General features: G+C 38.0%; 18 protein-coding genes and 1 tRNA gene. 15 read left to right on the forward strand and 4 right to left on the reverse strand.

The genetic code is table 11. From position 1 onward, the window contains the following. Positions 1-126: 126 nt before the first annotated feature. Entirely contained in the window at positions 127-717 is a 591-nt protein-coding gene (locus tag QUE35_RS12430) for a hypothetical protein (protein ID WP_022601470.1), read from the reverse strand. A gap of 340 nt (positions 718-1,057) precedes the next feature. Between QUE35_RS12430 and QUE35_RS12435 the strand changes: the two genes are divergently transcribed. The 7 genes from QUE35_RS12435 to QUE35_RS12465 all read left to right on the forward strand — a co-directional run bounded on the left by QUE35_RS12435 (position 1,058) and on the right by QUE35_RS12465 (position 13,829). Beyond that, a tRNA-Lys gene (locus QUE35_RS12435) sits at positions 1,058-1,130 on the forward strand. 162 nt (positions 1,131-1,292) lie between these two features. Beyond that, positions 1,293-1,517 (forward strand): Arm DNA-binding domain-containing protein, encoded by a 225-nt coding sequence (locus tag QUE35_RS12440; RefSeq protein WP_244925462.1) that lies wholly within the window; start codon positions 1,293-1,295, stop codon positions 1,515-1,517. Positions 1,518-1,641: 124 nt separating this feature from the next. Further along, entirely contained in the window at positions 1,642-3,849 is a 2,208-nt protein-coding gene (locus QUE35_RS12445) for a glycoside hydrolase family 3 C-terminal domain-containing protein (RefSeq protein ID WP_009317725.1), read from the forward strand. Between the two features lie 950 nt (positions 3,850-4,799). Beyond that, positions 4,800-6,947, forward strand: a complete 2,148-nt coding sequence (locus QUE35_RS12450; RefSeq protein WP_022601469.1) for a T9SS type A sorting domain-containing protein — start codon at positions 4,800-4,802, stop codon at positions 6,945-6,947. A gap of 232 nt (positions 6,948-7,179) precedes the next feature. Further along, positions 7,180-10,509 (forward strand): SusC/RagA family TonB-linked outer membrane protein, encoded by a 3,330-nt coding sequence (locus tag QUE35_RS12455; RefSeq protein ID WP_022601467.1) that lies wholly within the window; start codon positions 7,180-7,182, stop codon positions 10,507-10,509. A 15-nt stretch (positions 10,510-10,524) separates the two neighbouring features. After that, a complete protein-coding gene (locus tag QUE35_RS12460; protein ID WP_169721133.1) occupies positions 10,525-12,465 on the forward strand; it encodes a SusD/RagB family nutrient-binding outer membrane lipoprotein in 1,941 nt (646 codons plus the stop codon). Positions 12,466-12,506: 41 nt separating this feature from the next. Then, positions 12,507-13,829, forward strand: coding sequence for a glycoside hydrolase family 99-like domain-containing protein (locus tag QUE35_RS12465; RefSeq protein WP_009317721.1), 1,323 nt, complete (start codon positions 12,507-12,509; stop codon positions 13,827-13,829). 167 nt (positions 13,830-13,996) lie between these two features. On the opposite strand, the gene QUE35_RS12470 is transcribed toward QUE35_RS12465, so the two are convergent. The 3 genes from QUE35_RS12470 to QUE35_RS12480 all read right to left on the reverse strand — a co-directional run bounded on the left by QUE35_RS12470 (position 13,997) and on the right by QUE35_RS12480 (position 17,146). Next, positions 13,997-15,640 (reverse strand): diphosphate--fructose-6-phosphate 1-phosphotransferase, encoded by a 1,644-nt coding sequence (locus QUE35_RS12470; RefSeq protein WP_009317720.1) that lies wholly within the window; start codon positions 15,638-15,640, stop codon positions 13,997-13,999. A gap of 195 nt (positions 15,641-15,835) precedes the next feature. Then, a complete protein-coding gene (locus QUE35_RS12475; protein ID WP_009317719.1) occupies positions 15,836-16,405 on the reverse strand; it encodes a hypothetical protein in 570 nt (189 codons plus the stop codon). Positions 16,406-16,423: 18 nt separating this feature from the next. Then, a complete protein-coding gene (locus QUE35_RS12480) occupies positions 16,424-17,146 on the reverse strand; it encodes a hypothetical protein (RefSeq protein WP_009317718.1) in 723 nt (240 codons plus the stop codon). 224 nt (positions 17,147-17,370) lie between these two features. On the opposite strand from QUE35_RS12480, the gene QUE35_RS12485 reads away from it, so the two are divergent. From QUE35_RS12485 to QUE35_RS12520, 8 genes are all read left to right on the forward strand, one after another. Further along, the gene (locus tag QUE35_RS12485) at positions 17,371-18,072 is read left to right on the forward strand and encodes an iron-sulfur cluster assembly scaffold protein (RefSeq protein ID WP_009317717.1); all 702 of its coding nucleotides are present in this window, start codon (positions 17,371-17,373) and stop codon (positions 18,070-18,072) included. 18 nt (positions 18,073-18,090) lie between these two features. After that, positions 18,091-19,101: a GGGtGRT protein gene (locus tag QUE35_RS12490; RefSeq protein ID WP_022601464.1), complete on the forward strand. Its 1,011-nt coding sequence runs from the start codon at positions 18,091-18,093 to the stop codon at positions 19,099-19,101. Positions 19,102-19,445: 344 nt separating this feature from the next. After that, positions 19,446-20,663 carry a site-specific integrase gene (locus QUE35_RS12495; protein WP_031258653.1) on the forward strand — a complete coding sequence of 406 codons (1,218 nt, stop codon included), beginning with the start codon at positions 19,446-19,448 and terminating at the stop codon, positions 20,661-20,663. 80 nt (positions 20,664-20,743) lie between these two features. After that, entirely contained in the window at positions 20,744-21,583 is an 840-nt protein-coding gene (locus tag QUE35_RS12500; RefSeq protein WP_022601460.1) for a hypothetical protein, read from the forward strand. 286 nt (positions 21,584-21,869) lie between these two features. Continuing rightward, the gene (locus tag QUE35_RS12505; protein WP_022601458.1) at positions 21,870-22,961 is read left to right on the forward strand and encodes a hypothetical protein; all 1,092 of its coding nucleotides are present in this window, start codon (positions 21,870-21,872) and stop codon (positions 22,959-22,961) included. A 397-nt stretch (positions 22,962-23,358) separates the two neighbouring features. Next, positions 23,359-23,541: a hypothetical protein gene (locus QUE35_RS12510; RefSeq protein ID WP_081705678.1), complete on the forward strand. Its 183-nt coding sequence runs from the start codon at positions 23,359-23,361 to the stop codon at positions 23,539-23,541. Beyond that, positions 23,495-24,151 carry a hypothetical protein gene (locus QUE35_RS12515; RefSeq protein ID WP_031258651.1) on the forward strand — a complete coding sequence of 219 codons (657 nt, stop codon included), beginning with the start codon at positions 23,495-23,497 and terminating at the stop codon, positions 24,149-24,151. The genes QUE35_RS12510 and QUE35_RS12515 overlap by 47 nt, the downstream gene beginning before the upstream one ends. Before the next feature lie 474 nt (positions 24,152-24,625). Continuing rightward, positions 24,626-25,645: a DUF3871 family protein gene (locus tag QUE35_RS12520; protein ID WP_031258650.1), complete on the forward strand. Its 1,020-nt coding sequence runs from the start codon at positions 24,626-24,628 to the stop codon at positions 25,643-25,645. Positions 25,646-25,687: the final 42 nt, after the last annotated feature.

Below are 25,687 nucleotides of genomic sequence, written 5' to 3' on the forward strand. Positions count from 1 at the left end.
TACGAAATTACCTAAAAATGTAAAGATTGTCAAGCCGCTATTTTATTATTTCTACTAAAAAAATTGTCAAAATCTTTCTTTTTATGGCCTTTTCCCCCTTTTTTCAAAAAAGGAGGATTCTGTTATTTATGGAATCCAATTTACGATTCCATTTGCAGGATGTTTTTTTCTCCATTCGATAAAATCAGAGTAATTATCTATTCCGTTTTCAATTACGGCTTGATAATATTCTATTCCCATGATTTTTTCCGTATCTGGAGTTTCGTTCTTCAGAGTTAAAATGGCTAATTTTTTTTCAGGGGTAAGAGCTGCACAAATGTTGTCGGCAACTTTTTCAAAATAGCCATCATATCGAGATCCTTTTAAAATATGGATCATGTCTATTTGCCACAGGTCGTTATCTTTATCTATATACCAAGCATGCCATTCGATGCAATGTTCCTCTGTATCGATAAGATTGTTGTATTCGATTTTTGTTATAGAAGGACTTTGGGCTAATTGTGCGATGGCCTTGAAACTGTCATAGATGTTAAGCTGTGTGGTGTAAATATGAAAGTCGATGTCTTTATGTTTTAGGAGTAGGCCCATTCTTAAAGAACCGACCAGATTGATTTCTGCTCCTATCGACTTCCATATATTTATTATGTTTGTTTCTTCTATGATGTTTTTTGCTCGTTTTTGATTTTTTTCGGCGAGGGCAAATATAGGGTTCTCCATATTATATTTTTAGTTAGTAAAAAGCAAATATAATATTTTGAAGGAAAATATCGAAGTCATGATTTCTATTATGCGATTAGATCAATAGAAAGAAATCCAAATTGATGTTATTAAGCTATTTGCTTGTAATTAATCAGAGAGATGTTAGAGGAAAGTAAGATGAGAAATTTTTTTATTATTGTATGTGTATAACTGTTTAAAAAATAAGTATGTATGTTTTATACATGACTTTTATATTTGAAAATGTATCGGAAAGTGATAAAAAAGTGCATGGATAATTTGCAGAAATAAAAATAAAGCGTACCTTTGCAACGCATTTGGAAAAACAAATGCCCGCGATGATTCGCTAGCTCAGCTGGTAGAGCACAACACTTTTAATGTTGGGGTCCTGGGTTCGAGCCCCAGGCGGATCACTTAGGAATCAGAGAGTTACGCCAAAGTAATTCTCTTTTTTTATGTCTAAATTGCGTTGGTTTACATGGTTCAGTTAAACCGAGAGTTAAACTAAGAATGATAATAACGGTTAATGTAATATCCTGTAAATCAAAAATTTTAAGAATAATGAATCACTACTTATGGTGAGAATTTGTAAAGACGGTAAGAAGAAGTACAAAAGCTTAGGAATCTCAGTCAATCCTGCACATTGGGACTTCAAGAAGAATCTGCCCAAGCCCAAGTGTCCCAACCATGAAGCATTGTTTATTATAAACAAGAGGATTAGCGTTTTTATTGAAAGTTTGGTACTTAAGTATCCCCGGATTCTAATCTGTTTATTTATGCCTTTTTTAATTTGTATTTAATCGAGATGTTTTTATTTCTTTAATATAGAATCGTGATCTTTGTGAATGTAATTTTTTGGGATTATAAATTAATGCTATTTTTGCATATCTTGAATTTTAATCATCAACATAAACACTATCATACATGAAAAATCAAATTTTTTATTGCGTTTTATTTGTTTTATGGGGTTTTTGCGCTCATACGGGAAAGGCTCAGAATACTTTTCCGTTTCAAAACCCTGATCTTTCTTTCGAAAAAAGGGTAGATGATTTGGTATCTCGGTTGACATTGGAAGAAAAGATTTCCCAAATGTTGAATAAAGCTCCGGCTATCGAGCGTTTGGGCATTCCGGCCTATGATTGGTGGAATGAATGTTTGCATGGAGTTGGACGTACACCTTATAAGGTGACGGTATTTCCACAAGCCATAGGTATGGCTGCAACATGGGATGATGCTTTATTTCAACAAGTTGCATCATCTATTGCCGATGAAGGCCGGGCTATATATCATGATGCCATATCGAAAGGGGTTCATGAAATTTATCATGGATTGACTTATTGGACTCCGAATATTAACATTTTTCGAGATCCGCGCTGGGGAAGAGGACAGGAGACTTACGGAGAAGACCCTTATTTGACCGGAACTTTAGGAAAAGCTTTCGTCAACGGTTTGCAGGGTGATGATCCTAAATATTTAAAAGCATCGGCATGCGCAAAACATTATGCCGTGCATAGTGGTCCGGAAATTTCCCGGCATTTTTTCAATACAGAAGTGAGCATGTATGATTTGTGGGACACATATTTACCTGCTTTCAGGGATTTGGTCGTGGATGCGAAAGTGTCGAGCGTAATGTGTGCTTACAATGCTTTGGCCGGTCAGCCGTGTTGTGGAAATGACCTTTTAATGCAGGATATTTTAAGAAAACAATGGAAGTTTACCGGTTATGTGACATCTGATTGCGGAGCTATTGATGATTTTTTGAAGCATAAAACTCACGCCGATGCTGCTCATGCCTCGGCTGATGCCGTATTGCATGGAACAGATCTTGAGTGTGGGCAGAATATATATGTAAAACTGGTCGATGCCGTGAAACAAGGACTTATTACCGAAGCTCAGATCGATGAATCGGTAAAGCGCCTTTTTATGACCCGGTTCCGTTTGGGCCTTTTTGATCCTGCAGATCGGGTAAAATATGCCGATACTCCGTTGTCTGTTCTTGAATGTGACGAACACAAGGCATTGGCTTTGAAAATGTCCAGGGAATCGGTTGTGTTGTTGAAAAATGATAATGTATTGCCTTTACGTAAAAATTTAAAGAAAATTGCTGTTATAGGTCCGAATGCCGATGACTCGACTGTTGTATTGGGAAATTATAACGGCTTTCCCTCCAAGGTGATTACTCCGCTGGAGGCAATACGTTCGAAAGTCGGAAAGCGCACACAAGTCATTTACGATAGAGCGATAGATTGTGTGAAACCTTCGGATGAAAAAACCTTAAATGCTTTGATAGAACGCTTAAAAGGTGTAGATCAGGTGATCTTTGTAGGGGGAATATCTCCTCGTCTTGAAGGTGAGGAATTGCCGATCTCGGTCGATGGATTTCGAGGTGGAGACCGTACGACAATTGCTTTACCTGAAGTACAGACTGAATTGATGAAAAAAATGAAAGAGGCGGGTTTGCCGGTTATTTTTGTGATGATGACGGGTAGTGCTTTAGGTATAGAATGGGAATCTCAGAATATTCCTGCTATCCTGAATGCATGGTATGGCGGTCAATTTGCAGGACAAGCAATTGCAGATGTATTATTTGGCGATTATAATCCTTCGGGGAAGCTGCCTGTTACGTTCTATCGTTCGGATAGCGATTTGCCGCCTTTCGGAGCGTTTTCTATGGCAAATAGAACTTATCGCTATTTCAAAGGTGAAGCGTTGTATCCGTTCGGCTTTGGGTTAAGTTATACGATGTTCGATTATTCTGTACCGCAAGTCGTATCCGGAGGAAAAGTCGGTGAGCCGATAAAAGTTTCGGTAAAAGTTAAAAATATAGGGAAGAAAAATGGGGATGAAGTTGTCCAACTGTATCTTTCTCATGAAGGTGTGGAAAAAGCTCCGATTACGGCTTTGAAAGGATTTAAGCGAGTTTATTTGAAAGCAGGAGAAGAAAAAACGCTTTCGTTCGAGATTTCTCCGAGAGATATGTCTTTGCCGGATGATAACGGGATCATAACTGTATTTCCGGGTAAGAAAACAATATACGCAGGAGGAATGTCGCCTACTTCTGAGGCTAAGTCGAAAGGATTGGTAAAAAGTTCTGTATGCCAGATTACAGGAGATGCTTATGTAATAAGATGATTGGGTTTTAGAAGTATAATTTGTAACAGATTCTGAGGCGGTCATTTTGACCGCCTTATTTTTTGTTTAGACAATCTGTTTTCTATTTTTTTTGCTGTCATGAGGCTTTGTTTGTCTTTCTTATCGAGGCTGAAAATACTCTTAAAAATAAATATATTGAGAAACAACTTCTGTTATGATAGGACCAAAATATATAAGAGTCTGCTATAATACTCATTATTTCCTTTCTGTTATTTAGTTAAAAATAGATGTTTGTTTTTGCTATGTTCATTAATAGTAAAATCGGAGTGCTTCTGAAAAATATCGGAAATAGAATTCTTAATGTATAGATATACTGACAGAGAAGACATGCTAAATATCTTTTTTTTAATTCGAATAGAAAAATGTTTATATAAATCATGTGAAAGTTGTCTGTTAAAAATGATATTGAATGAACTGTGATTATAGATTTATTCATTTCTTTGCCTTACTCTATTAATAGTTTTGTAATATTATAGAAATGCTGATAGAAGTTTTTTGTAAATTATTTTTGATAGGTAATTATTTGAAATATTAAATAGTTTTATCATTGATATGAAAATCTTATATGCTTATTTTTTTAGATGTCAATTTATTTGTATTTTAATTGAGTATGATAAAATTAATTTGTATTTGTTGTATATTTTAATTGTTTTACCGGGTTTAAGTTTGATTTGAGTGCTAAAGAATATTTCTATCGGATTCCTTATTTAATTGTTTTTTAATCACTAATTAATATAAAATAAAGAGGTGAATTAATACTTTAGATATACTTTTGTTTCAGAAATAGTAGGCAATAATAGGATTTGCTGAAAATTTACACTGTGGGTTTTGAATTTGAAAAATGTAATAGTTTTTTTAATATGATAGAAAGATTGATCTTAAATCAATAATAAATTAATAACAAATTGTAGAATTAAAACTTGATTATCATGAGAAATGTAAGTACTCTGAAAAGGATAGCACTTGCTATTTTGTTTGCAGGTCTTTTTACTTCATCTTATGCTGATGCCAAGAAGTATTATTTGTCACCTGAAGGTAGTGATGATAATGATGGATTGACAGAGGCTACAGCTAAGGCCTCGGTTAGTGGTGTAATTACTGAAATTTATAAAAGTCCGACTTTGGCTCAAGATACAATGGGGCATACACCTGTGGAGGTTTATGTAGACGGAATTATCGATATTACTAAAGAACCTTCAAAATCGGGGGGATGGAGAGATATTATCGGTAATGCGGGAGATTACGCTACCGGTTATCCTCAATCGTTAAAAGGTCCTGATGGAGTAGAGCGTGAATATCGCACATGGAATGCAAACGGTGGAGATATGGGTGTATTATTTTTGGATGTACCGATGACATTTATCGGGAAAGATACCATGACTTGTGGGTTTACCGGAAGTGATAGAAGTCGTATATTTCGGATTGACGGAGGTTTGACCGGTGGAAAACATACTTTTAAGAACTTGCGTTTTACGAATGGTAAAGGCGCTAGTGATACAGGAGGTGCTTGTTATATAAGAAGTATAAGTGTCGATTTTGAAAATTGTTTTTTTACGGGGAACAAAGTCCTGACTCGTGGTAATGACAACAGTAATCAAGGAGGTGCTATGGTGATTATTGCAGCAAACATCAATATGGATAATTGTGAGTTCCGTCATAATTTCGGTGGTCTCGGTGGTGCTATTTCTTGGCAGGGCGGTGGTGCTGTTAATATTACAAATACACTCTTTTATGCTAATAATGCTACTTGGGTGTCGGACGATGCAGGAGGTGGTATTTGGGGAATTCCCGATGGTTATGGCGCAGCGAATAAAGGCGGTGCAATAGGTATTTCTTTGAGCAATGGAAAGAATAATAAATTGCATGTAAAAAATTGTCGTATGGTCCATAATGGAGCTAATAATTCCGGTGGTGCTATTTATTTTGAAGAAACAGGGGCTGCCAATAATGGAGCGGAGACTCCTATCACATTTGAAAATTGTGTTATAGCAGATAATTTTGCAATGTCGAGTTGGAATGGAAACGGAAACGCTGATGCTGGAAAGGGTGGAGGTGCTATTTATATGCACAATGCTGTTCCCAATATGCAAGGATTTTTTGTAAAGTTTAATCTGGTAAATACGACGATTCTTTATAATTATGCGCAAGGTGCAGGTGGTGCTATTCTTTGTAAATATGGTCGGTCGACTAATGAGTTGAATATTATAAATTGTACGATAACCGAGAATATGAGCGGAGCTCTTGACGGTAATGGATATAATGACGCAGGAATACGCACTTTGGATGCGGACGGAGACTTGTCGCCTCAAGCAATGAAAAAGAGAATTTGGAATAGCATAATTGAGAACAATCACGCATCGATTCCAAAGCAACTTAATGACGGACGTCCCGATCTTTATTATGGAGATGTTAATTTCCAGAATTCAAAAAATAAAGATGTTGTAACCAATTTGGATTTGAGACGTTCATGGTTGGGACGTATCTCTTTCGGCGGTCAATATGCGTTAGTAGGAACTTCTGCTGATGCGGCCATTGCTACAGAAGAAGAATTGGCTAAGTTGAAAGAAGAAAATCGCTGGAACTATTCCTCTAATGGAGAGCTTAAAGCAGGATTTTCACTTTGGGATAATTTTGATTATTATATTGATGAAGGATATCTGTTTTTACCTTCCGATAATGAAGGTTTGACTTTTGGAGAAGGTCGTTTGTTGCAACCTTTTTCACAAACAGACGGACGAGATCTGTACCGTAAATTTACAGATGGAAAATGTGCGATTGGAGCTATCGAACAAGATTCGGAAGTATATCCTTTGGCTGTAGATAAAAGTATTGTATCCGATTCTGAATTGAATATATATTATGCAGATGGAAATATTCATGTTAACGGTATTTCTGAATCATCAGTTGTTAAGATCAATATATATAATATGTCTTCTCAATTGCTATCTTCTGCTACTAAATCTATAGAAGCGGGAGCTTTTGCTCAAGAAGTTCCGGTAAACTTGTCTTCTGGTATTTATGCGGTACAGGTTATTGCAGGAAATCAAGTAAAAAGTATTTTAGTTAGTGTAAAATAGTTAGTGAGTGCTGGAAAATAGGAGTGTCTGGAAATTTAAACAGACACTTCAATTTTCTAATTTTAAGATTTTCTTGATGCCATGGAAGTCAGATTTTGTAAGAAAAATAGATTTTGTTATATCTGATATTTTTAAGAAAATTCCTGTTGAACTTATGCTTTTTGATCTTTGTTACGCTAAAATTTTTTTAGCGAGGAGATATACACACATTTATTAAATTTATTTTATAATTATGGAAAACAATAGAGAATGTGAAGATCGGATGACGGTTAGACGTCCGTTCCGAATGAGTTTTTTTGCTCTGATCTTTGCTCTGATTCTTTCCTCTTTTCAGACATTGTCTGCACAAAACCGTAAATTAGAAGGTACGGTATTTGATGAGCAAGGGGAACCTGTGATTGGTGCGACGATACGGGATTTGTCATCGAAACGGACAACAACAACTAACATCGATGGAAAGTTTACGTTACAGATTCCTGAGAATGCCACGATTAATGTGACATATATCGGATGTGTACCGCAGAACATTACAGTCAATTCTAAAACGACTTTCTTGAAAATCACGTTAAAACCGAAAGTTCAAGAGTTGGAAGAAACAGTTGTAACGGCTTTGGGTATTCGTCGTGATGCTAAATCTTTGACTTACGGACGTCAGACCGTAAAGATGGATGATGAAATGACCCAGACCCGTGATGCGAACTTGTTGAATATGTTGCAAGGTAAGGTTTCGGGGGTTCAGATTATATCTGGTGGAGGTCCTGGAAGTTCGACACGTGTAGTTATACGCGGTAATAACTCTATTACGGGTAATAACCAGCCGCTTTATGTGATCGACGGTATTCCTATTATGAATGATATGGGAGAAAATGGTGAACTCGATTATGGTAATGCTGCTGCCAACATCAATCCGGACGATATAGAGAGTATAGAAATTCTGAAAGGTGCAAATGCATCGGCTTTGTACGGGTCAGACGGTGCGAACGGTGTTATTTTGATTACGACGAAAAAGGCTCAGGCTCGTGCAGGCTGGGGTGTCTCATTCTCTTCTAACGTGCAGTTGAGTCGTCTGTACCAATATCCGGCATATCAGAATATTTATGGTTCCGGTATGAATGCCGAAATTAATCAGAATGCATTGAATATGACAGGTAAGAACGGATTAAATACTACCTATAATCCTAATTTGCCTTGGGGAATATTTAACTTGACATCTCAAGATGCCAGTGATCGTAGCTACGGTCTTCCTATGTTGGGTTTCCCGATTATCGGGCGTGGAGGAGAACTTCGTTCTTATTCTCCGAATAAAAATAATATTTCGGATCTTTATAAAACCGGTATTGCCTGGACAAACTCTTTGTCTTTTGATAAGGTAACGGATAAAGCTTCGATACGTTTTTCTTATACCGTATTAACAGCTAATGATGTAGTAAAAGATTGGAATGAGCGTACTCGTCATTCGTTCAATTTGCGTACACAATCTAAGTTGACCGATCGTTTGACAGCCGATGTCAACGCAAGTTATACATACGATGCCATGGATAACCGTGGATACCGTAACTCTTCGAGCCGTAATCCGTTGTTTATATTGGGAAATTTGCCTCGAGATACTTCTGTTGAAGAATTGATTCCTTGGAAAGATGGAGAAGGAAAACCATATAACTTGAATGGTGGGTTTACTAACCCGTACTGGTTGTTATATGAATTGCCGAACCATGATACGAAACATTGGTTTATGGGGAATATCACATTGAATTACCGTATTTTGAATTATTTGAATTTCCGTTTGCGTATTGCTACCGATTTGCAAACTGCCAGAGGATGGGAATATACCAATATGTATAGCCAGTTCGATACGGACGGTCAGTTCAAAGAGTTCTCTCAAATGGCTCAGAATAACAATATCGAGGCGATGTTGAACTTTAATAAACGTTTTAAGAAAGACTGGAATCTGACAGCATCCTTGGGTTATTCATGGCAGAATCGGAGAAATGAGCGTACAAATTTGACTGTAGGAACGACTTCTCAACCGGATATGCCGAGTTTGGCAAATAATGGAGCTATTTTGACTGGAAACGACAGTTATGATGGTAAAGAGAAAGTTTCTGTATTTGCGATGGCCAATGTCGGATATAAAGATATGGTCTATTTAGACGGGACAGTACGAAATGACTGGTCTTCTACTTTGTCTCCCGGAAATAATTCTTATTTCTATTGGTCAACGGGGTTGAGTTTTATATTGACTCAGGCATTTGAGATTCCTAAAGAGATATTGACATTCGGAAAATTGCGCGGATCTGTCGCTACAGTTGGTAATGATGCCCCGTTCGATTCATTATATGATGGTTTGAATCTTGCAAACACCTATTTGGGAATGCCTTATTATATGACTGATAATACTCGTAAAAATCCTAATTTGAAACCCGAACAGACAACGTCTTATGAGGTAGGTGCCGATTTCCGTTTTTGGAACAATAGGATCTCTGTCGATTTTACTTATTATTGGAAAAGTACGACAGATCAAATCATGCGGGCGAGCGTATCTTCAGCATCAGGTTATAGAGAACGTTTCGTAAATGCCGGAGAGATTCAAAACCGTGGTGCTGAGTTGACAGCTTCTATTACTCCGGTAAAAACGAAAAATTTTGAGTGGACAACAATTTTCAACTGGTCTAAGAATAATTCTAAAATAGTTTCTCTGACTCCTGGAGTAGACCGTTATCAGGTGCGTGCTGCCGGAGCGGATGGTTGTATCAGTTATGTTGAAGTGGGTAAACCCTATGGTCAGATGTATGGAACTGACTGGCAACGAGATGCTGCAGGTAATGTTATTGCTGATTCATCCGGTAAGCCTCTTGAACAAAAAGATGTATATATCGGTCATGTAGAACCGGATTTTTTGGGTGGTTGGAAAAACCAATTCAGATATAAAGGCTTTGATTTCTCATTCTTGTTTGACTTTAAAAAAGGCGGATTATTTTATTCTGAAACGGCTTATAAAGGGAACAATATGGGTAACAGTATAAAATCTTTGGAAGGCCGTGATGAATATTTCTTCTCTAAATGGGTATTGGATGAGAGCGACCAGGAACGTGCCGGTTATTTGAGACCGACCGATGTGCCTTTCCCGGCCGATAATTTGGCTAATCGTGTGCCGTATATGGATGGTGCTCGTCCTAAGGGGGTATATTTCCCGGGACGTGTATTTGAAGCAAGTATTGAAGGAATAGGCGGACATCCGGTTGTAAATGATTGGGTGAAGCCGGACGTAATGTTCTGTCACATATCCGGACGTAATGCCAAGATGAACACTTATGATGCGACTTATGTGAAATTGCGTGAAGTTGCATTGGGATATACTTTCCCGAAAAAGCTTTTGCGGAAAACTCCTTTCCAGAGTTTGCGTTTGTCGGCTGTTGGACGTAACCTGGCTATTCTGTTCCAGAATACTCCACAAGGAATCGATCCTGAAGCGACTTCTACGACTGGGAACGGTCAAGGTTTTGAGCAAGGTTATCCGTTGCCTACCGCAACTTATGGTTTTGACTTGAAAGTAACTTTCTAAAATATAGAGATGAATATGAAAAAGATAATGTATTTATTAGCCGGACTCTTGCTTTTTACTGGAATTACTTCTTGTGAAGACCGTTTTGAGGAAGCTAATACAAATCATAATAAAATATACACTGTTCGCTTGCAGGATGTATTTCCTGGTACAATTTATAAAAGTATTGATTGTATGGCAGAGATGAATTATAACTACTTTATGTGGTTTTCTCGCTATTCGTTCCTTACTTTCAGAGGTCCAAGCGATAAAGATAATACGAGCGGATCATTCAATAAGATGTATATTGATGTTTTAAAGAATCTGCAGATCGGTATTGATAGAGAAAAAGATATACCTGAAGCTGTAAATAGAGTGCAGATCGCCCAAATTTGGAAAGCATACCTATATTACTTTATGGCGTCCTCTTTCGGTCCTATGCCTATGCAGGATGCTTTAAATGCCGATTTGAATGAATACAGGTATGACTCAGAAGAGTCGATTTATACGGCAGTATTGAATATGCTCGATGATGCAATCGGCAAGATCGATTTGAATAAAGACGGTTTTGATAAAGATCCTGTGTATGCTGTTTCTGGAGGAAAGAGCGATATGTCTCGTTGGTTGAAGTTTGCCAATACATTGCGCCTTGAAGTGGCAATGAATACGCAAAGTGCGATTCCAGAACGTTCGCTTCAGGCTATTCAGGCAAGTATGGGCAGGGAAGATTTATTGATGTCTACTGTAGAAGATAATATGTGTCCGAGATGGGGAACTCAGAAAGATATCGATGTATCTTGGTATTATACTCGTTTTTTGAAAGAACTTGATACAAAACCGAATAATATCGATTCCTATCCGAATGTTAATCTCTACTTCTTTATCTGGCTGAGATCTTTCAATGATCCGCGTTTGGAAGCGTATTGTCAGAAAACGTTTGATTTTGAAGATCGTTTTGAGGTGCGGGATACATTGTTCCGTAAAAGTGTAATTGAGGGGCATGAATTGATGATGGACTCTATGATTGTTACATATAAAGTTCCGTATTGTCCTCGTGAAGAGTATTCTCCGGTTACGACAGGTGCTTGGGAAGTAGGTACTTATGACGGTGTCAATAAAATCCCAAGTCCGTTCTCAAGTGCCAATGTTAGTAGAGATACTTATTCGAAAGTCGCTTATGATCTTGTTAAGATGGATGCATTTCATCCGATTCTGACAGCTGCAGATGCTAACTTTCTGGCTGCTGAAGCCCAAATTAAATATGGATTGGGAGCAAAATCTGCTGAAGATTATTATAAAGCCGGTATTATTGCTTCATTCGACCAATGGGGGGTATCGGGCGCTTCCGATTATTATGAGCAAGATGGTGTGAAATGGAATACGAATGGAGAAGGTATGTATGATTATCAGGGTATTTACAAAGTTGAAGTTAATGGAGAAGGCGGTGATGAAAACCACTTGGAGCAAATATGGAAGCAACGTTATTTAGCTGATTTCTTTAATGGCCATGCTGCGTGGACTTTGGAACGTCGTACAAGGGTAATGAATTATCCTCCTTATTTTTATGCATCTGTTAATAATTTGCCGGAAGGTTCGAAAACGACTTATGATTATATTCCGGAACGGTTGGTTTATCCGACGGAAGAACTTACTAAAAATAAGGTGCAATATTATAAAGCTATCGATTTGTTACAAGCCAATTCTCCGCAATCATCGCCTATTTTTCATTGGGGTGATAACTTCTTTACTTTGTTGCAATTCGCTAAACCGTTTGATGTAGCAACCGGAGATGCCAAATGGAAAACCGGTACAGTAGTGTACAGTGCGAAATTTGCGCAAAAATGGTATGGTAAAGATTGGGATCATTTCTTGGAAGGCGTAAAGAAAGAGTTCCCGGCAATCAAGGATACTACGGAATTTGGCAAGTATATCGATATGAAGGTGATTAAACAAGTTGAGTTTACGCCCTATTGGTAATATATATTTGTATAAGTTAGAACACATAAAATCAATATAGAATGAAACGAAATAGTAAAATAGGATTGTATCTCTGTGCCGGATTATTGATGTTTTCTTCTTGTGCGAAGGATGACGGGCCCAGTATAGATGATTATTTTCTGAATTATGAAATTCCCGATGTTGAGCCACCTGCCGGTTTGCAGTTAGGAGCTTATTATATGAATCTGGGAGGCGGAGGAATGAATGCAGAGAAATATGCGCGTTTGAAACAACCTTTGGACTATGCCAACTCCATTTTAGGAGCGAATGTCATACCGATGTTGTCTTCTGTCAATTATCCGGAGGAAGGATCTAAAGCCACAGATGCTCCTTATCCGATGAACCCGAATAATGAGGAGTTTATCGCTATAGCTCAGCAGCAAGTAGATTGGGCATTACAGGCGGGACTGGACTTTTTCATTTTACCGAATTGCAATACTTCGATGGGTAAATATCCTAATGTGTTAGGAGATACTGCATTCGTTAATGTGGTGACAGGACGTCGTGATGTAACCGGAAAGGCGGCGAATGATCCGGCTTGTGGTGCTCTTGTCGATTTAAAGGGACTGAAGTATGTGATTTCGGTGAATATGAATAATTTTAATAATCAGCCGACGGCATTGAAAGCCGAAGAGGGCGGGCGTGTTGAAGAGGTGCAAGATGTGGTTTCTACTCGTCCTTTGAAGTATCAGACTCGGCTTCAGCGTTTTAATGATATCTTTAAGCGTATTGCCGATTATTTTAGTGATCCTAATTATTTTAAGGTTGACGGGAAACCTATGGTTGTTATTATTGCTGCAGATAAAACCCATTCTTTAGATAGCAAGAAGCTATATGCCGATATGAGGGCTTATGTGAAAGAAGAAAGAGGGTATGATATGTTCTTGGTCGCCCGTCAGGGAGCTTTTACGCCTCCGGGACGCTATCAATATTATTTTGTAGGCAATGTAGATGCATTGTGTTGTGAAACGATGTATAAACAGACTAATTATAACCGTTCGCAAATGTACCCGCAACTGATAGACCAGAACTGGGCTTATTTCCAGAGTTTCTTGTCCAGCAACTTCGGGCACGAATTTATTCCGACAGTTTCTCCTGCATTTAATTGGTATGTAGAGAATCTGCAGAATTATGCTCAATACCCGTTGGTCGTTCGTAATAAAGATACGTTTAAAACATTATGTAATGTGGCAAAACGTAATTTGGGCAGACATCCTATCGTGTTTGTCGATTCGTTTAACGATTGGAATACCAATACAGCGATAGAACCTACCGATCCGGCTTACGGTGATGGCTATGGAACAGAATATCTTGATTTCGTAAGGGCACAGTTTAAGAGATAAAGGAAGTATAATATGTTTTGAGAAAAATGCGGAGGATATTTTTATTCTCTGCATTTTTTTATGATCAGACCGGTTGTTTAAAGAAATGGAATAACAGGCTTTTTTATATAAAAAACGAGTCTCATTTCAGTTAAACGAGACTCGTTTTTATATAAGAATAATAATCTTTAGGCTTGTTCCAATTTCAATGTTTCTGTCGGTTGGTCGCAAACTTCTGTCGGTCCGAAGTATTGGATCGGTCCGGGATAAACATAGCAAGTCTCTTTAGCCCATTGTTCGCGCTGTGCTACAAAATGTTTGAAAGGTGCACCATCCAATTTTACCAATGCTTTTTGTATAACCGGTTTCATTTCTCCGTGGCGGCGTTCCATATTCATCATCATGGTTACAGGAACACCTCCTGCAATCCATTGATCTGCAGGTTTTGTAGTATTACGTACCGAAGACATGTATCCGGTCTTACCTTCACCGATCAACATTGCCGCTGTGTATCCTAATGAGTAGCAGTAGTCGGCATCGAAGTTAGAAGGAGCAGCGCAACGACCTTCGTATCCGAAGAAATGATGTTGAGCAGCGAATTTGCCGTTGTATTTGCCTTCAGCTTTCCATTCGGCCAATTTTTTGCTAACCATTTCTGAAAGTAATTTTTCAGTTTCGATCAATGATACTTGGACGTTTCCGTGCGGATCGCGGTCTAATGATAATTGACGGGCGACACCTTCAGGAAGGCTTGCATAAATAGCCGAATTTTCGGAAGAGAGGTGATTGATGATATAATTTCGTTGTTCTGATTTTTTAATCATAGCAAATTCATTGCTATTGTGTGCAAGGAAGTCGTTCAATTCGGCGATAAGTCTTTTCATGGCTGGAATGAATTCGATCAATCCTTCAGGGATAAGAACAGTCCCGAAATTATTACCTTGTGCTGCACGATCGGCAACGATCTTTGCAATATATGTCACAACATCGTCTAATGACATGTTTTTGGCTTCTACTTCTTCTGAGATGATACAGATATTTGGTTGGGTCTGTAATGCGCATTCCAAAGCAATATGAGAAGCCGAACGTCCCATCAATTTAATAAAGTGCCAATATTTTTTTGCAGAGTTGCAATCACGTTGGATATTTCCGATAACTTCGGAATAAACTTTACAAGCCGTGTCGAATCCGAAAGATGTTTCTATCATTTCGTTTTTGAGGTCTCCGTCGATTGTTTTGGGACAACCGATTACCTGTACACCCGTATTGTTTTTTTTGTAGTATTCTGCCAATACGCAAGCATTGGTATTAGAATCATCTCCTCCAATAATAACGAGGGCTTTGATATTTAATTCTTTAATAATTTGTAACCCTTTATCGAATTGGTCTTCTGTCTCGAGTTTTGTACGACCTGAGCCGATAATGTCGAAACCACCGGTATTCCGATATTCATCGATAATATCTTGGGTCAATTCGATATATTTGTGATCGACTAGACCTCCCGGTCCTAATAAAAATCCGTATAAACGGGAGTCTTTGTTCAGCGCTTTTAATCCGTCGAAGAGTCCTGCAATTACATTATGACCTCCGGGAGCTTGTCCACCCGAAAGTATAACTCCTGCATTAATTGCCGGGTAATTTTTTACTTCATTGCTTTCTATGAACGATAATACCGGCATTCCGTAAGTATTGGGGAATAATTTCGCAATAGCATCTTGGTCAGCTACAGACTGAGTCGGAGCTCCTTCTTGGATTTTGAGAGACCCTTTAAGCGCTTTAGGCAACTTCGGTTGATAAGCTGCGCGAGCTATTTGCAGAGCACTTTTTTTCATTGTAATTGAGAATTTATTTGTGTTAATAATTAAAACTACTGTCAATCTTACAAAAGCGATACAAATTTCGTCAATTTTTTTCAGAATGCAAAAAGAGCTTTTATCAATTTGACAAAAAATAAAGATAAAATCGATTGCGCATTGTAGTGATATGCGACCGTTTTAATCATGGATATGATGAGATACCATTGAAATTTATCGGTTATTTTTTCCGATGCTGAACGTATATCCGATAGAAAGGTTGAATTGTGTCCGTAATTCCATCGGTCTGTCTATACTTTCGGTAAATGGGAGATAAGTGTTTATTTTTATCGGAATTTGATACTTTTCTTTGTTAATGGATATTCCAGCTGAAGCAATTATCCCGACAATATAGTGAGGATATTCCATCGGATTGATGTTGTGTTCTAACTCTCGAACAGATATGTCGAGTTTATTTTTTACCGGAATATATACTTGTTGATAAAATCCTATTTCGAGTAGAGGTTGTATTTCCTTTTTCACCATCAATCTGCCTTCTACACTGATTTGATTATATATCCCTAAAGTACGAAATAAGTAATGGTATTCTATATCGTGATATGTTTTTGGTCCTGTAACGTTTCCTTCATTATCTGTGAATTCATATCCGGGATGATAAAATATTTTGTCGTAATAGGTGTTTTTTTTAGCATTCAGATAGAACAGACCAAGTGCGACATTTAATCGAAGCCTGTCTGTGAATTTATTAAGGCTGCGGCTATATGTCACTCCGACATGTGCCATGGGACAGAGAAAATTTTCTTATTTTGGATCGAGCAGATCTGTTGTACGTCTTTTTTGAAATCCGAAACTTGTGAAACAAGTCAAAAATTGAGAAGGTCTTTTATGGGGTTCTTTATATATGACACAATCTTTGTCTGTACATACGAGGTCATGATATTTTTTGAACAGAGCGATCATCTTATCTTGGTTATAACTTGATTTAGGTATATCGTTTTTCAATTTCTCTATTTGATTTATAAAAAGGCTGGCCAATTTCTTGTCGTTTTGTTTCGATTCCAGTTGGTCGTTGAAAATATCAGCCGGACAGATTATCTCAACCCAACTGTCTTCTTTCGGGATTTCGGCTAAGAATGCTGTGACGATAGGCCCGAATGATTTTCGATTATTCATTTCTTTCGAATAATCTATTTGTGCGCAATATAAATTGATGATTCCTTCCAATAAACATTCTACGAAATATTTTCCGTTGAGATGAGCTGTTTTTATATTTTTACTTTGAAAACATAGTCCGTCATCGTATTGATATGAGATCAATTCGTTCGGAGTATAGTTAAATTCTGGAGATCGTATGTCTTTTTTAAACAAGCATTTTTCTTGATCTTCCATGCTTTTCCGATAGGCGATATATCCTTTTATTGTGTCATTTTGGGTGGTGACAACATATCCCGATTTCCATTCTTTGTTTGCTGCAAATAAAATTTCGGGAATGAAAATTAACAGAACTGAAATTAATTTTTTCATGATGTAGTTAGTGTGTGAATAGTAATGTGAATGTAATACAAATGTATAAAAATATTGGGCTTATTCAATAATATTTATCTTAAATTTGATTGATGATGATAGATTGATGCCAATTACTCTGATTTTTCTTCAAATATATATGTTGTTAAAATCGGGAAAAGTTCTAACTTTGCGGTGCTTATAAAAGGCTTTAAATTTTCATTAAATAAAAAGAGCGAATTATTATGATCTATTCACACGAAGTAGAACACATGTGTGTTGTAAAGAAAGGACCTAATCATGGTCCGGCTCCTATACCTGAAGAAGGTAGATGGGTGAAAGCCAAAGAAGTGATTGATATTTCAGGCTTGACTCACGGTGTGGGGTGGTGTGCTCCGCAACAAGGTGCGTGCAAACTGACTTTGAATGTAAAGGACGGTGTAATTCAGGAAGCCCTGGTAGAAACTATCGGCTGTTCGGGTATGACTCATTCAGCTGCTATGGCATCTGAAATTCTTCCCGGGAAAACCATTTTGGAAGCATTGAATACCGACCTTGTATGTGACGCTATCAATACGGCTATGCGTGAACTTTTCTTGCAAATTGTTTACGGACGCACTCAGTCAGCTTTCTCTGAAGGCGGTTTGATGATCGGTGCAGGGTTAGAAGATCTCGGTAAGGGTTTGCGTAGTCAGGTAGGTACTTTATATGGTACTTTGGCAAAAGGCCCTCGTTATCTTGAAATGGCAGAAGGTTATATTAAAACTATCGCTCTCGATAAGAACGATGAGATTTGCGGATATGAATTTGTTCACCTCGGAAAATTCATGGATGAGATTAAGAAAGGTACGGATGCCAATGAAGCTTTGAAAAAAGTGACCGGCACTTACGGACGTTTCACTGAAGAACAGGGTGCAGTTAAACATATTGATCCACGTCACGAATAATATAGGGAGGAACAGATAATGATTAGAGAAGTAAAATTTGAAAGTCAAGACCGTCGTATCAAACAGATTCTTGCTGCATTGAACGAAAACGGAATTAAAGATATCGAAGAAGCAAATGCTATCTGCGAATCATATGGTCTCGATCCTTATAAAACGTGTGAGGAAACTCAGCCTATTTGTTTTGAAAATGCGAAATGGGCTTATGTCGTAGGCGCTGCTATCGCTTTGAAAAAAGGTTGCAAGAATGCGGCAGAAGCAGCAGAGGCTATCGGCATAGGATTGCAGGCGTTTTGTATTCCCGGTTCTGTTGCCGATGATCGTAAAGTAGGTATAGGACACGGTAATTTGGCTGCAATGTTATTGCGTGAAGAAACTAAATGTTTCGCATTTTTGGCTGGTCACGAGTCGTTTGCTGCGGCTGAAGGTGCTATCAAAATTGCTGCAAAGGCCGATAAAGTACGTAAAGAACCTTTACGTTGTATTTTGAATGGGCTTGGTAAAGATGCTGCACAGATTATCTCTCGTATCAACGGATTTACCTATGTTCAGACTCAGTTCGATTACTATACCGGAGAGCTGAAGGTGGTTAAAGAAATTGCATATTCCGATGGTCCTCGTGCCAAAGTAAAATGCTATGGTGCTGACGATGTTCGCGAAGGTGTGGCTATTATGTGGAAAGAAGGCGTAGATGTGTCTATCACAGGTAACTCTACCAACCCGACCCGTTTCCAACATCCGGTTGCCGGAACATATAAAAAAGAACGTGTATTGGCAGGCAAACCTTATTTCTCTGTTGCTTCAGGTGGTGGTACGGGGCGTACTTTACATCCTGATAATATGGCTGCTGGTCCTGCATCTTACGGTATGACGGACACAATGGGTCGTATGCACTCAGACGCCCAGTTCGCTGGTTCTTCATCAGTTCCCGCTCACGTGGAAATGATGGGATTCCTCGGTATCGGTAACAACCCGATGGTAGGATGTACAGTGGCTTGCGCGGTTGACGTGGCTACTGCTTTGAATAAGTAATTCAAGTTACTTTATATAGATAAACTCCTGTAATCCTTGTGGTTGCAGGAGTTTTTTATTTGAGATAACTTGGCTTAGATAACAGATTGAAGCACCTTGCATCACTCACTATTCAGAGTGAATGAATGGTGAATCAGTAAGGAGATAACAAGATAAATCCTGCTTTATTTAAGTCCAAACAGCTTATGTAAAGAGTAGCCAATTACCCCTCAAATCAAACCATAAACAGGTTACTTTTGCAGCCGATTTGCAGCCGAATTTGCCATTCTTTAAAAACGGCTGCAAGAATTGGCATAATCAACTATAATACAATGCAATACACTCCATATAACATTTAATTTAAAATGGAGAAACATTGTACAATGGTTTACTTTTCATTAAGAGAAAGTAAGCAAAACAAGAAAGGTCTATCACCTATTGAGGTTTCAATCACCACCAACGGGAAGAGAATCTACTTTAGTACAGGTAAGCACATATCTGCTGCCGATTGGAACAAAGAGAAGCAAGCTGTAAAAGGTAAGAGTGAAGAAGCGCAACTAATCAACGGTTATCTGATTCAACTACGGAATAAGATATATCAGAAAGAAATTGAGCTACTCCAAAAGGGTTATCTTATCACTGCTGAACTATTAAAAGAAGCTATCACAGATAAGGTGGAAGCTCTGAACGAAAAGACTTTATTGGATGTTCTGAACGAACATAACACTGAACGCAAAGCAATGGTAGGTAAAACTGTTGCCCCTGCCACTTATTGGGTGTTTGAATATACAGGCAGATTATTCAAAGAGTTTATTCAGAAGAAATATGAGCGTAAGGACTTATATTTAAGAGAGATAAACTTGGGCTTCATTCAAGGATTTCATGCTTACCTTTTAGGAGAGAAGAAGATGGGGCAAAACTCCTGCACCAAGCATTTAAAGTTCTTAAAGAAGTTGCTAAATTTAGCTGTCGCCAACTCTTATATATCCTACAATCCTGTAAATGCTTATAAAGTAGAACGCGAACCCGTAGAAGTGGATTTCTTGGATGAAGAAGAATTGAGGAAGATTATCAACTTTGACACTCCCCTGCCAAGATTGGAACGAGCTAAAGATATGTTCCTCTTTGGGTGCTTCACTGGGCTTAGTTACATTGACATTAAGACCTTGACGCCAGAACACTTTGAGAAAGACAGTGCAGGCAGAATATGGATTAAGAAGCGTAGAGTTAAAACAGGAGTTCTATCACGCATCCCCCTACTCCCCATTGCCAAGCTGATATTGGATAAGTACAAGGGTGGAGAGAAACTACTCCCTATTCAAGACCCTGCGGACATCAACAAATATCTAAAGGATATAGCTATACTCTGTGGAATCAATAAACGAATCTGCTTCCACACAAGTAGGCACACCTTTGCAAGTACCGTTACATTAGCCAATAACATATCGCTGGAAGTTGTTTCTAAGATGTTGGGACATACCAATACACGAATGACCGCCCACTATGCAAGGCTAATAGACAAGTGCATAGGTGAACAGATGGATAAACTCATGGATACGTTTACAGGAGATTCTGATTACTAAAGCATATCCTACCCACAAATTCCCCACTTGTAGCAATGCAGGTGGGGATTATTTTTTAATTTTGCCTTAAACTAATAATTATGGAGAAGCTAAAGGAAGATTACATAAGCATTGATACCCGTTTGGAATACATGGAAGCCATAACCGTTAAATATGTTCCAGACATAGATATAGACCCAGCCACAGGAGAAAGATACGTCTGTGGCACTACCGCCTTACCTCTATTCATAAGGAGATACAATCAGAATAAACTATACGGCAACTTCACATACGAAGATTATATATCCAATGAGGACATACAGAATGCACTGAAAGGTTTAGGAGTTGATATAGATAAGTTCTGGTTTCTACTTCTGTTCATCTTTGACTATACTTGTGGAACGTGCTTGGACGGAATGAAAGCTACAGGCATTGGAATAGAACAACTCACCAAATTCGCCAAAGCCATAGCTGACAACCATAAGGAGATTAACCAATTTGGAGTGAGTTTTAAAAAGCCTATTACTGTCTCTGTAAAGATTGAAGGCAAGCATCAGATAGTAATTGACAATGCCAATGCAATAGGTTACTTGGCTACTACCATTGCCAACAACCTAAAAGAGATAGAGGAACACCCTTGGATGCAGAGCCAACAAGTCAGCATAAGCACCCATGCAGAAGAAAAGGAATCCATTCAGATATGGCTGTTCTATAAGATGTTCAATGACTTCTTCAATCTATCTCCATATAACAAGCAGTTTAATGTCAGACAGAAGAAAGGAAGCACCATATCACTTAGTAAGACACTGCTCATATCAAGGCTTATCTACTTTACCAAGTTATCTACAAATAAAAACCTCTCAGAGGATGAATTTACTTTAAAAGGCTACATCAAGCAATACAAAGACAAAAGAATTGATACAGTGAATAGCATATATTGACAATAAATTTCTGATAATTAATACAGTCCTGCTTCATGCCATTAAGAGGGTACATGAAAGCAGGACTTTTTTTCTCTCTTTTAATCCTGCCATTATATCCCATCTTTGCATCGTCAAAACGATAGCGGACGAGCAACCAATTAAGAGGGGAAGTAAAACCACTCATTATTTTCTCTCTTTTAGTCAGCCCAGAAGCAAGTAGTTTTGCAGCGTAATCAGATAACTAAGTGTACATAGGTTTGACGGTTGCACAGCACATTTTAATAACTATTAAAAACAAACAAATATGAAAACATTGAACATTAATGCAGCAGAGATGACAAACAACAGTGTAGAATCAAACAACGTAGTTATGGGTAACGTAGAGGAACTGACTAAGGTTTTAAAACAAGAAGAGAAAGAATTACAGCGTCTCATAAAGAGAAATGCAAATGAAGCTGTAATAGCAGCACAACAAAATGTAGTTGATAGTGCCAAAGCTAAGTTGGAACAGGCACAGGAATTTGAGAATGAATCCAATGAGAATATAGGAAATGACTTCCTTACATTCTCAATAGTCAATGAAGAAACAGGAGCAAGAACTGAACAACAGAAGAAGATAGCATTCGTTAAACACAACAGACCTGTAAACTCCAAGAAAGTAGATGGATTCATTGCTCTAATAGCTGCAAATAAATATGAGAAAGCATTTCCTATTATTGTAGTAGAAGCAACAAAGCTGATTGAAGCAGGCTATACTGTTACTGGTATTAAAGGCAGAGAATTAACCAAAGAGGAAGCAGCGGACTATCTCGTTATCCTTGACGGTCAGCACAGATGTACAGCATTCGCCAAGTTGGTAGCAACAGGAAAGTACACTGAAACAATTCCCAATGTTTATATGAGAGATGTAGAGAATGTAGGTGAATACTTGGTTGATATTAATAATGTAGGCAGCAGTTGGGATAAAAAGGACAGATTGGTTGTAGCTTCTTTGACTTCTAATGATGAACTGTTCCAAAATGTGGCAGAACTGTTGAATGAAGGTTTCAACCCATCTACCGCCATGCTGATTTACACAGGTAAGAGCTTATCTGACAAACAAGTGAACAAGGCTTTAAAAGGAGAAGAGATAGCACTTCCCAAAGGTGCAGAGATTAATATTGAAAGAGGTAACAAGTTTATCTATTTATGCAAGGCCGCCAATATGAGCGTCAGTTTCATTACCAAACGTTACTTCATCAAAGACTTCAACAGTTATGCCAAATCCACAAGTGAGGAACAGGCATTTGAAGCATTAAACAAATTGAAAAAGCTGAACTATACAGAAAAAGACTGGAAAGAGGTCAAAGAAGAAAATGACTTCATAGAAATATTGAAAGAAGCTATGGAAGCATAAGCCACTAACAGCAAAGCCCATGTGACAGGTGGGCTTGCTCTCCCCCAAGTTCTTAGACATTCTGAATAGCATAAGGTTTGATTCTTAAATGTGTGGTCTTATCATTAGTACCTAACCTATGAAGTTCTTATCTTTACAGTACCACAAACAGATAATCCCACCACACAGATAAGCAGACTACAAACTATTCAGAATATCTAAAATGGAAGAATTTACCTATGAACAGATAAGGGCTAAGGCTCTTAAACAGGGAGTAAAAGATAACAAGGTTCACATTGGATTGTGGGCTAATCTTAACAACTATCTAAAGACAAGGAGAAAGAAAAATGGAAAGGTTACTACCTATTATATCTCATTGCAGAAATTGGCTTATTAACTTACTAATACTTGAATTGACATGATAATTCATTTGCCAACAGGGAAGAAGTTCCACAACAGAAAGGAAGCCAAGATATACTTTGGAACTGCCTACTATTACAGGATGGAACGAGAGAAGAAAGATTTAAAGTTTATTCAATCAGCTACTAATGAATATGAAGATACCTCAAAGATACCTGCAAAACAGGACAAGCAGCATTAGGCAGGATTATGCTACCATTAATAAATCAATAGTGAACAAACTTAATCCACCCAACATGTACAGGTTCTTCTGTCTGTCCTTATATAGAAATGACTATTATAAGGTCAGATGGAGAATCAAGGATTTAGCCAAACGGACAGGAGAGAGTGAGGACGCATTAAAGAACTTCAATAAGGATATAGAAGCTGTGTTGATTAGAAAAAGATACCCTGTACCAATTAACCACCCTATATATGAATTTACAATGAGAAGTCTATACTGCATCCCACCCATAGACCGCCCCAACTTTATAACACTCTGCCATCTCTTTATGAAAGTGGATTTGGATATTAAAGTGAAAGGATATTATATCAAGCTCCTATTAATAGCAGAAGATAATAAGATACTGCTTACTTTTAATAAGTTGGCTGATAAATTGGGAATGGGTAAGAAAAGTGTTGAGAATTATAATTTGGATTTATATGATGCAGGTCTGTTAAAATATATACCCAACGGATTTGAGCTTACTCCAAAAGAACTATTATTAGACAATGATATAGCAAAACAACGTAAGGAGTGGAATCCAACCAACTCAAAAAACGTGGTTCAGATAGCTTTCAAGTCCAAATAACAGGCAAGCAGGATTTTTCGTACTGTTTATTAATATATTAATAGATGGTACGAATAATCCCAAGTCTGCCTTAAATCCACTTTATAAGCACTTGAAGTTGAATATTTAAAGTCGGATGCAACATTTAAGGTAAAGAATGGATTTTATAACCCCAATCTTCAAAATGTTACACGCGATACCATACCACTAATTTACACCCCCTCTCACCAAACAGAATAAAAATGAGATTGGGCATAGACCTGCTCACCCCCTCAATCCTTATAAATTTTACTATTCACCTCACATCATTCATGGACTTCTTAAAGAGATACACAATAAAGACATAATGGTAATATAGTCTAATTGTAATATCACTTAAATGTAATTCAGCGGATTGTAGTAAAGTCAAAATCGTTATGGAACAATCCAAGGCGATAGGAGCTTTACCAATTCGAGAGTTAAATCAATCAATAATCATTTAAACAATTTATCATTATGAGAAATTTAGTTATCATGCCAGCTATGGCAAACAACCGTGAGAGAATGAATTGGGGTGAATACGCAGAGGAAGCTACAATCATTGTGGACGAACCTGTAAGACCTGTAACCCATTTCATTGAAGCAAACACGCAGGAAGTAACCTTACATCATTTGAAACATGACTGCATCACACCTGTGTTCTCTAAGGACAACGAGCTGACCATTAACCATGCCGCATTTGTGGAAACCATACAGGATGCAGCCCAATCATTCTTTAACGGTGAGAAAGTGGAACAGGCAGATATAAGAGTAAGCCACATTATCAAAGGCAGAATCCCTGAAGCTATCCATAAGCCAGCCAACCAACTGTTGGAATCTGACAAGACCATTTATTATGAGAGGGCAGCATTCAGCATTGATGTTCCTACCATTTATGAAACGGTGGGTGGAAATAAACTCAATCTTTCCATTGTAGGTGTGAGAGCTTATAATCAGATGAACCTGTACAGCAAGAAAGTTCCAGAGCTGTTCAGATTGGCGATTGGCTTCAAGAACCAAGTTTGTTGTAATATGTGCATCTTTACCAATGGCTACAAGGATGATTTAAGGGTAAGTAACACAACTGAACTCTATCGTGCAGCCTTGGAACTGTTCAATAACTACAACCCTGCCAAACATCTTTATCTGATGCAGCAATTAGGCAACACTTCCATGAGTGAACATCAATTCGCACAGATTATAGGCAAGATGCGACTTTACCAATGCTTGCCAACAGGCTATCAAAAGGCACTGCCAAGAATGTTGCTTACAGACACACAGATAAACAGTGTAGCCAAAGCATACATTCACGATGATAACTTTGGCAGCTTTGGGAGTGAGCTTAATATGTGGAAGTTCTATAACCTGCTTACAGGAGCTAACAAGTCAAGCTACATTGATTCATTCTTAGACCGTTCTTTGAATGCCACTGAAATGGCTTTGGGAATCAATGCGGCTTTACATGGGGATGAGCGTTACAAATGGTTCATTGATTAAATGGGCTTATTGATTGAGAGAGGAAAGGGCAACTACTTGGTT

Origin of the sequence: Coprobacter fastidiosus (genome assembly GCF_030296935.1) — a bacterium.
In the GTDB taxonomy this organism is placed as follows: domain Bacteria; phylum Bacteroidota; class Bacteroidia; order Bacteroidales; family Coprobacteraceae; genus Coprobacter; species Coprobacter fastidiosus.

Excerpts from the sequence above, each read along its gene's own strand:
- QUE35_RS12470 (WP_009317720.1), bottom strand. The coding sequence starts at position 15,640 with ATGAAAAAAAGTGCTCTGCAAATAGCTCGCGCAGCTTATCAACCGAAG.
- QUE35_RS12475 (WP_009317719.1), bottom strand. The coding sequence starts at position 16,405 with ATGGCACATGTCGGAGTGACATATAGCCGCAGCCTTAATAAATTCACA.
- QUE35_RS12490 (WP_022601464.1), top strand. The coding sequence starts at position 18,091 with ATGATTAGAGAAGTAAAATTTGAAAGTCAAGACCGTCGTATCAAACAG.
- QUE35_RS12515 (WP_031258651.1), top strand. The coding sequence starts at position 23,495 with ATGAAGATACCTCAAAGATACCTGCAAAACAGGACAAGCAGCATTAGG.
- QUE35_RS12440 (WP_244925462.1), top strand. The coding sequence starts at position 1,293 with ATGGTGAGAATTTGTAAAGACGGTAAGAAGAAGTACAAAAGCTTAGGA.
- QUE35_RS12455 (WP_022601467.1), top strand. The coding sequence starts at position 7,180 with ATGGAAAACAATAGAGAATGTGAAGATCGGATGACGGTTAGACGTCCG.
- QUE35_RS12460 (WP_169721133.1), top strand. The coding sequence starts at position 10,525 with ATGAAAAAGATAATGTATTTATTAGCCGGACTCTTGCTTTTTACTGGA.
- QUE35_RS12465 (WP_009317721.1), top strand. The coding sequence starts at position 12,507 with ATGAAACGAAATAGTAAAATAGGATTGTATCTCTGTGCCGGATTATTG.
- QUE35_RS12445 (WP_009317725.1), top strand. The coding sequence starts at position 1,642 with ATGAAAAATCAAATTTTTTATTGCGTTTTATTTGTTTTATGGGGTTTT.
- QUE35_RS12495 (WP_031258653.1), top strand. The coding sequence starts at position 19,446 with ATGGAGAAACATTGTACAATGGTTTACTTTTCATTAAGAGAAAGTAAG.
- QUE35_RS12485 (WP_009317717.1), top strand. The coding sequence starts at position 17,371 with ATGATCTATTCACACGAAGTAGAACACATGTGTGTTGTAAAGAAAGGA.
- QUE35_RS12505 (WP_022601458.1), top strand. The coding sequence starts at position 21,870 with ATGAAAACATTGAACATTAATGCAGCAGAGATGACAAACAACAGTGTA.
- QUE35_RS12450 (WP_022601469.1), top strand. The coding sequence starts at position 4,800 with ATGAGAAATGTAAGTACTCTGAAAAGGATAGCACTTGCTATTTTGTTT.
- QUE35_RS12430 (WP_022601470.1), bottom strand. The coding sequence starts at position 717 with ATGGAGAACCCTATATTTGCCCTCGCCGAAAAAAATCAAAAACGAGCA.
- QUE35_RS12520 (WP_031258650.1), top strand. The coding sequence starts at position 24,626 with ATGAGAAATTTAGTTATCATGCCAGCTATGGCAAACAACCGTGAGAGA.
- QUE35_RS12500 (WP_022601460.1), top strand. The coding sequence starts at position 20,744 with ATGGAGAAGCTAAAGGAAGATTACATAAGCATTGATACCCGTTTGGAA.
- QUE35_RS12510 (WP_081705678.1), top strand. The coding sequence starts at position 23,359 with ATGATAATTCATTTGCCAACAGGGAAGAAGTTCCACAACAGAAAGGAA.
- QUE35_RS12480 (WP_009317718.1), bottom strand. The coding sequence starts at position 17,146 with ATGAAAAAATTAATTTCAGTTCTGTTAATTTTCATTCCCGAAATTTTA.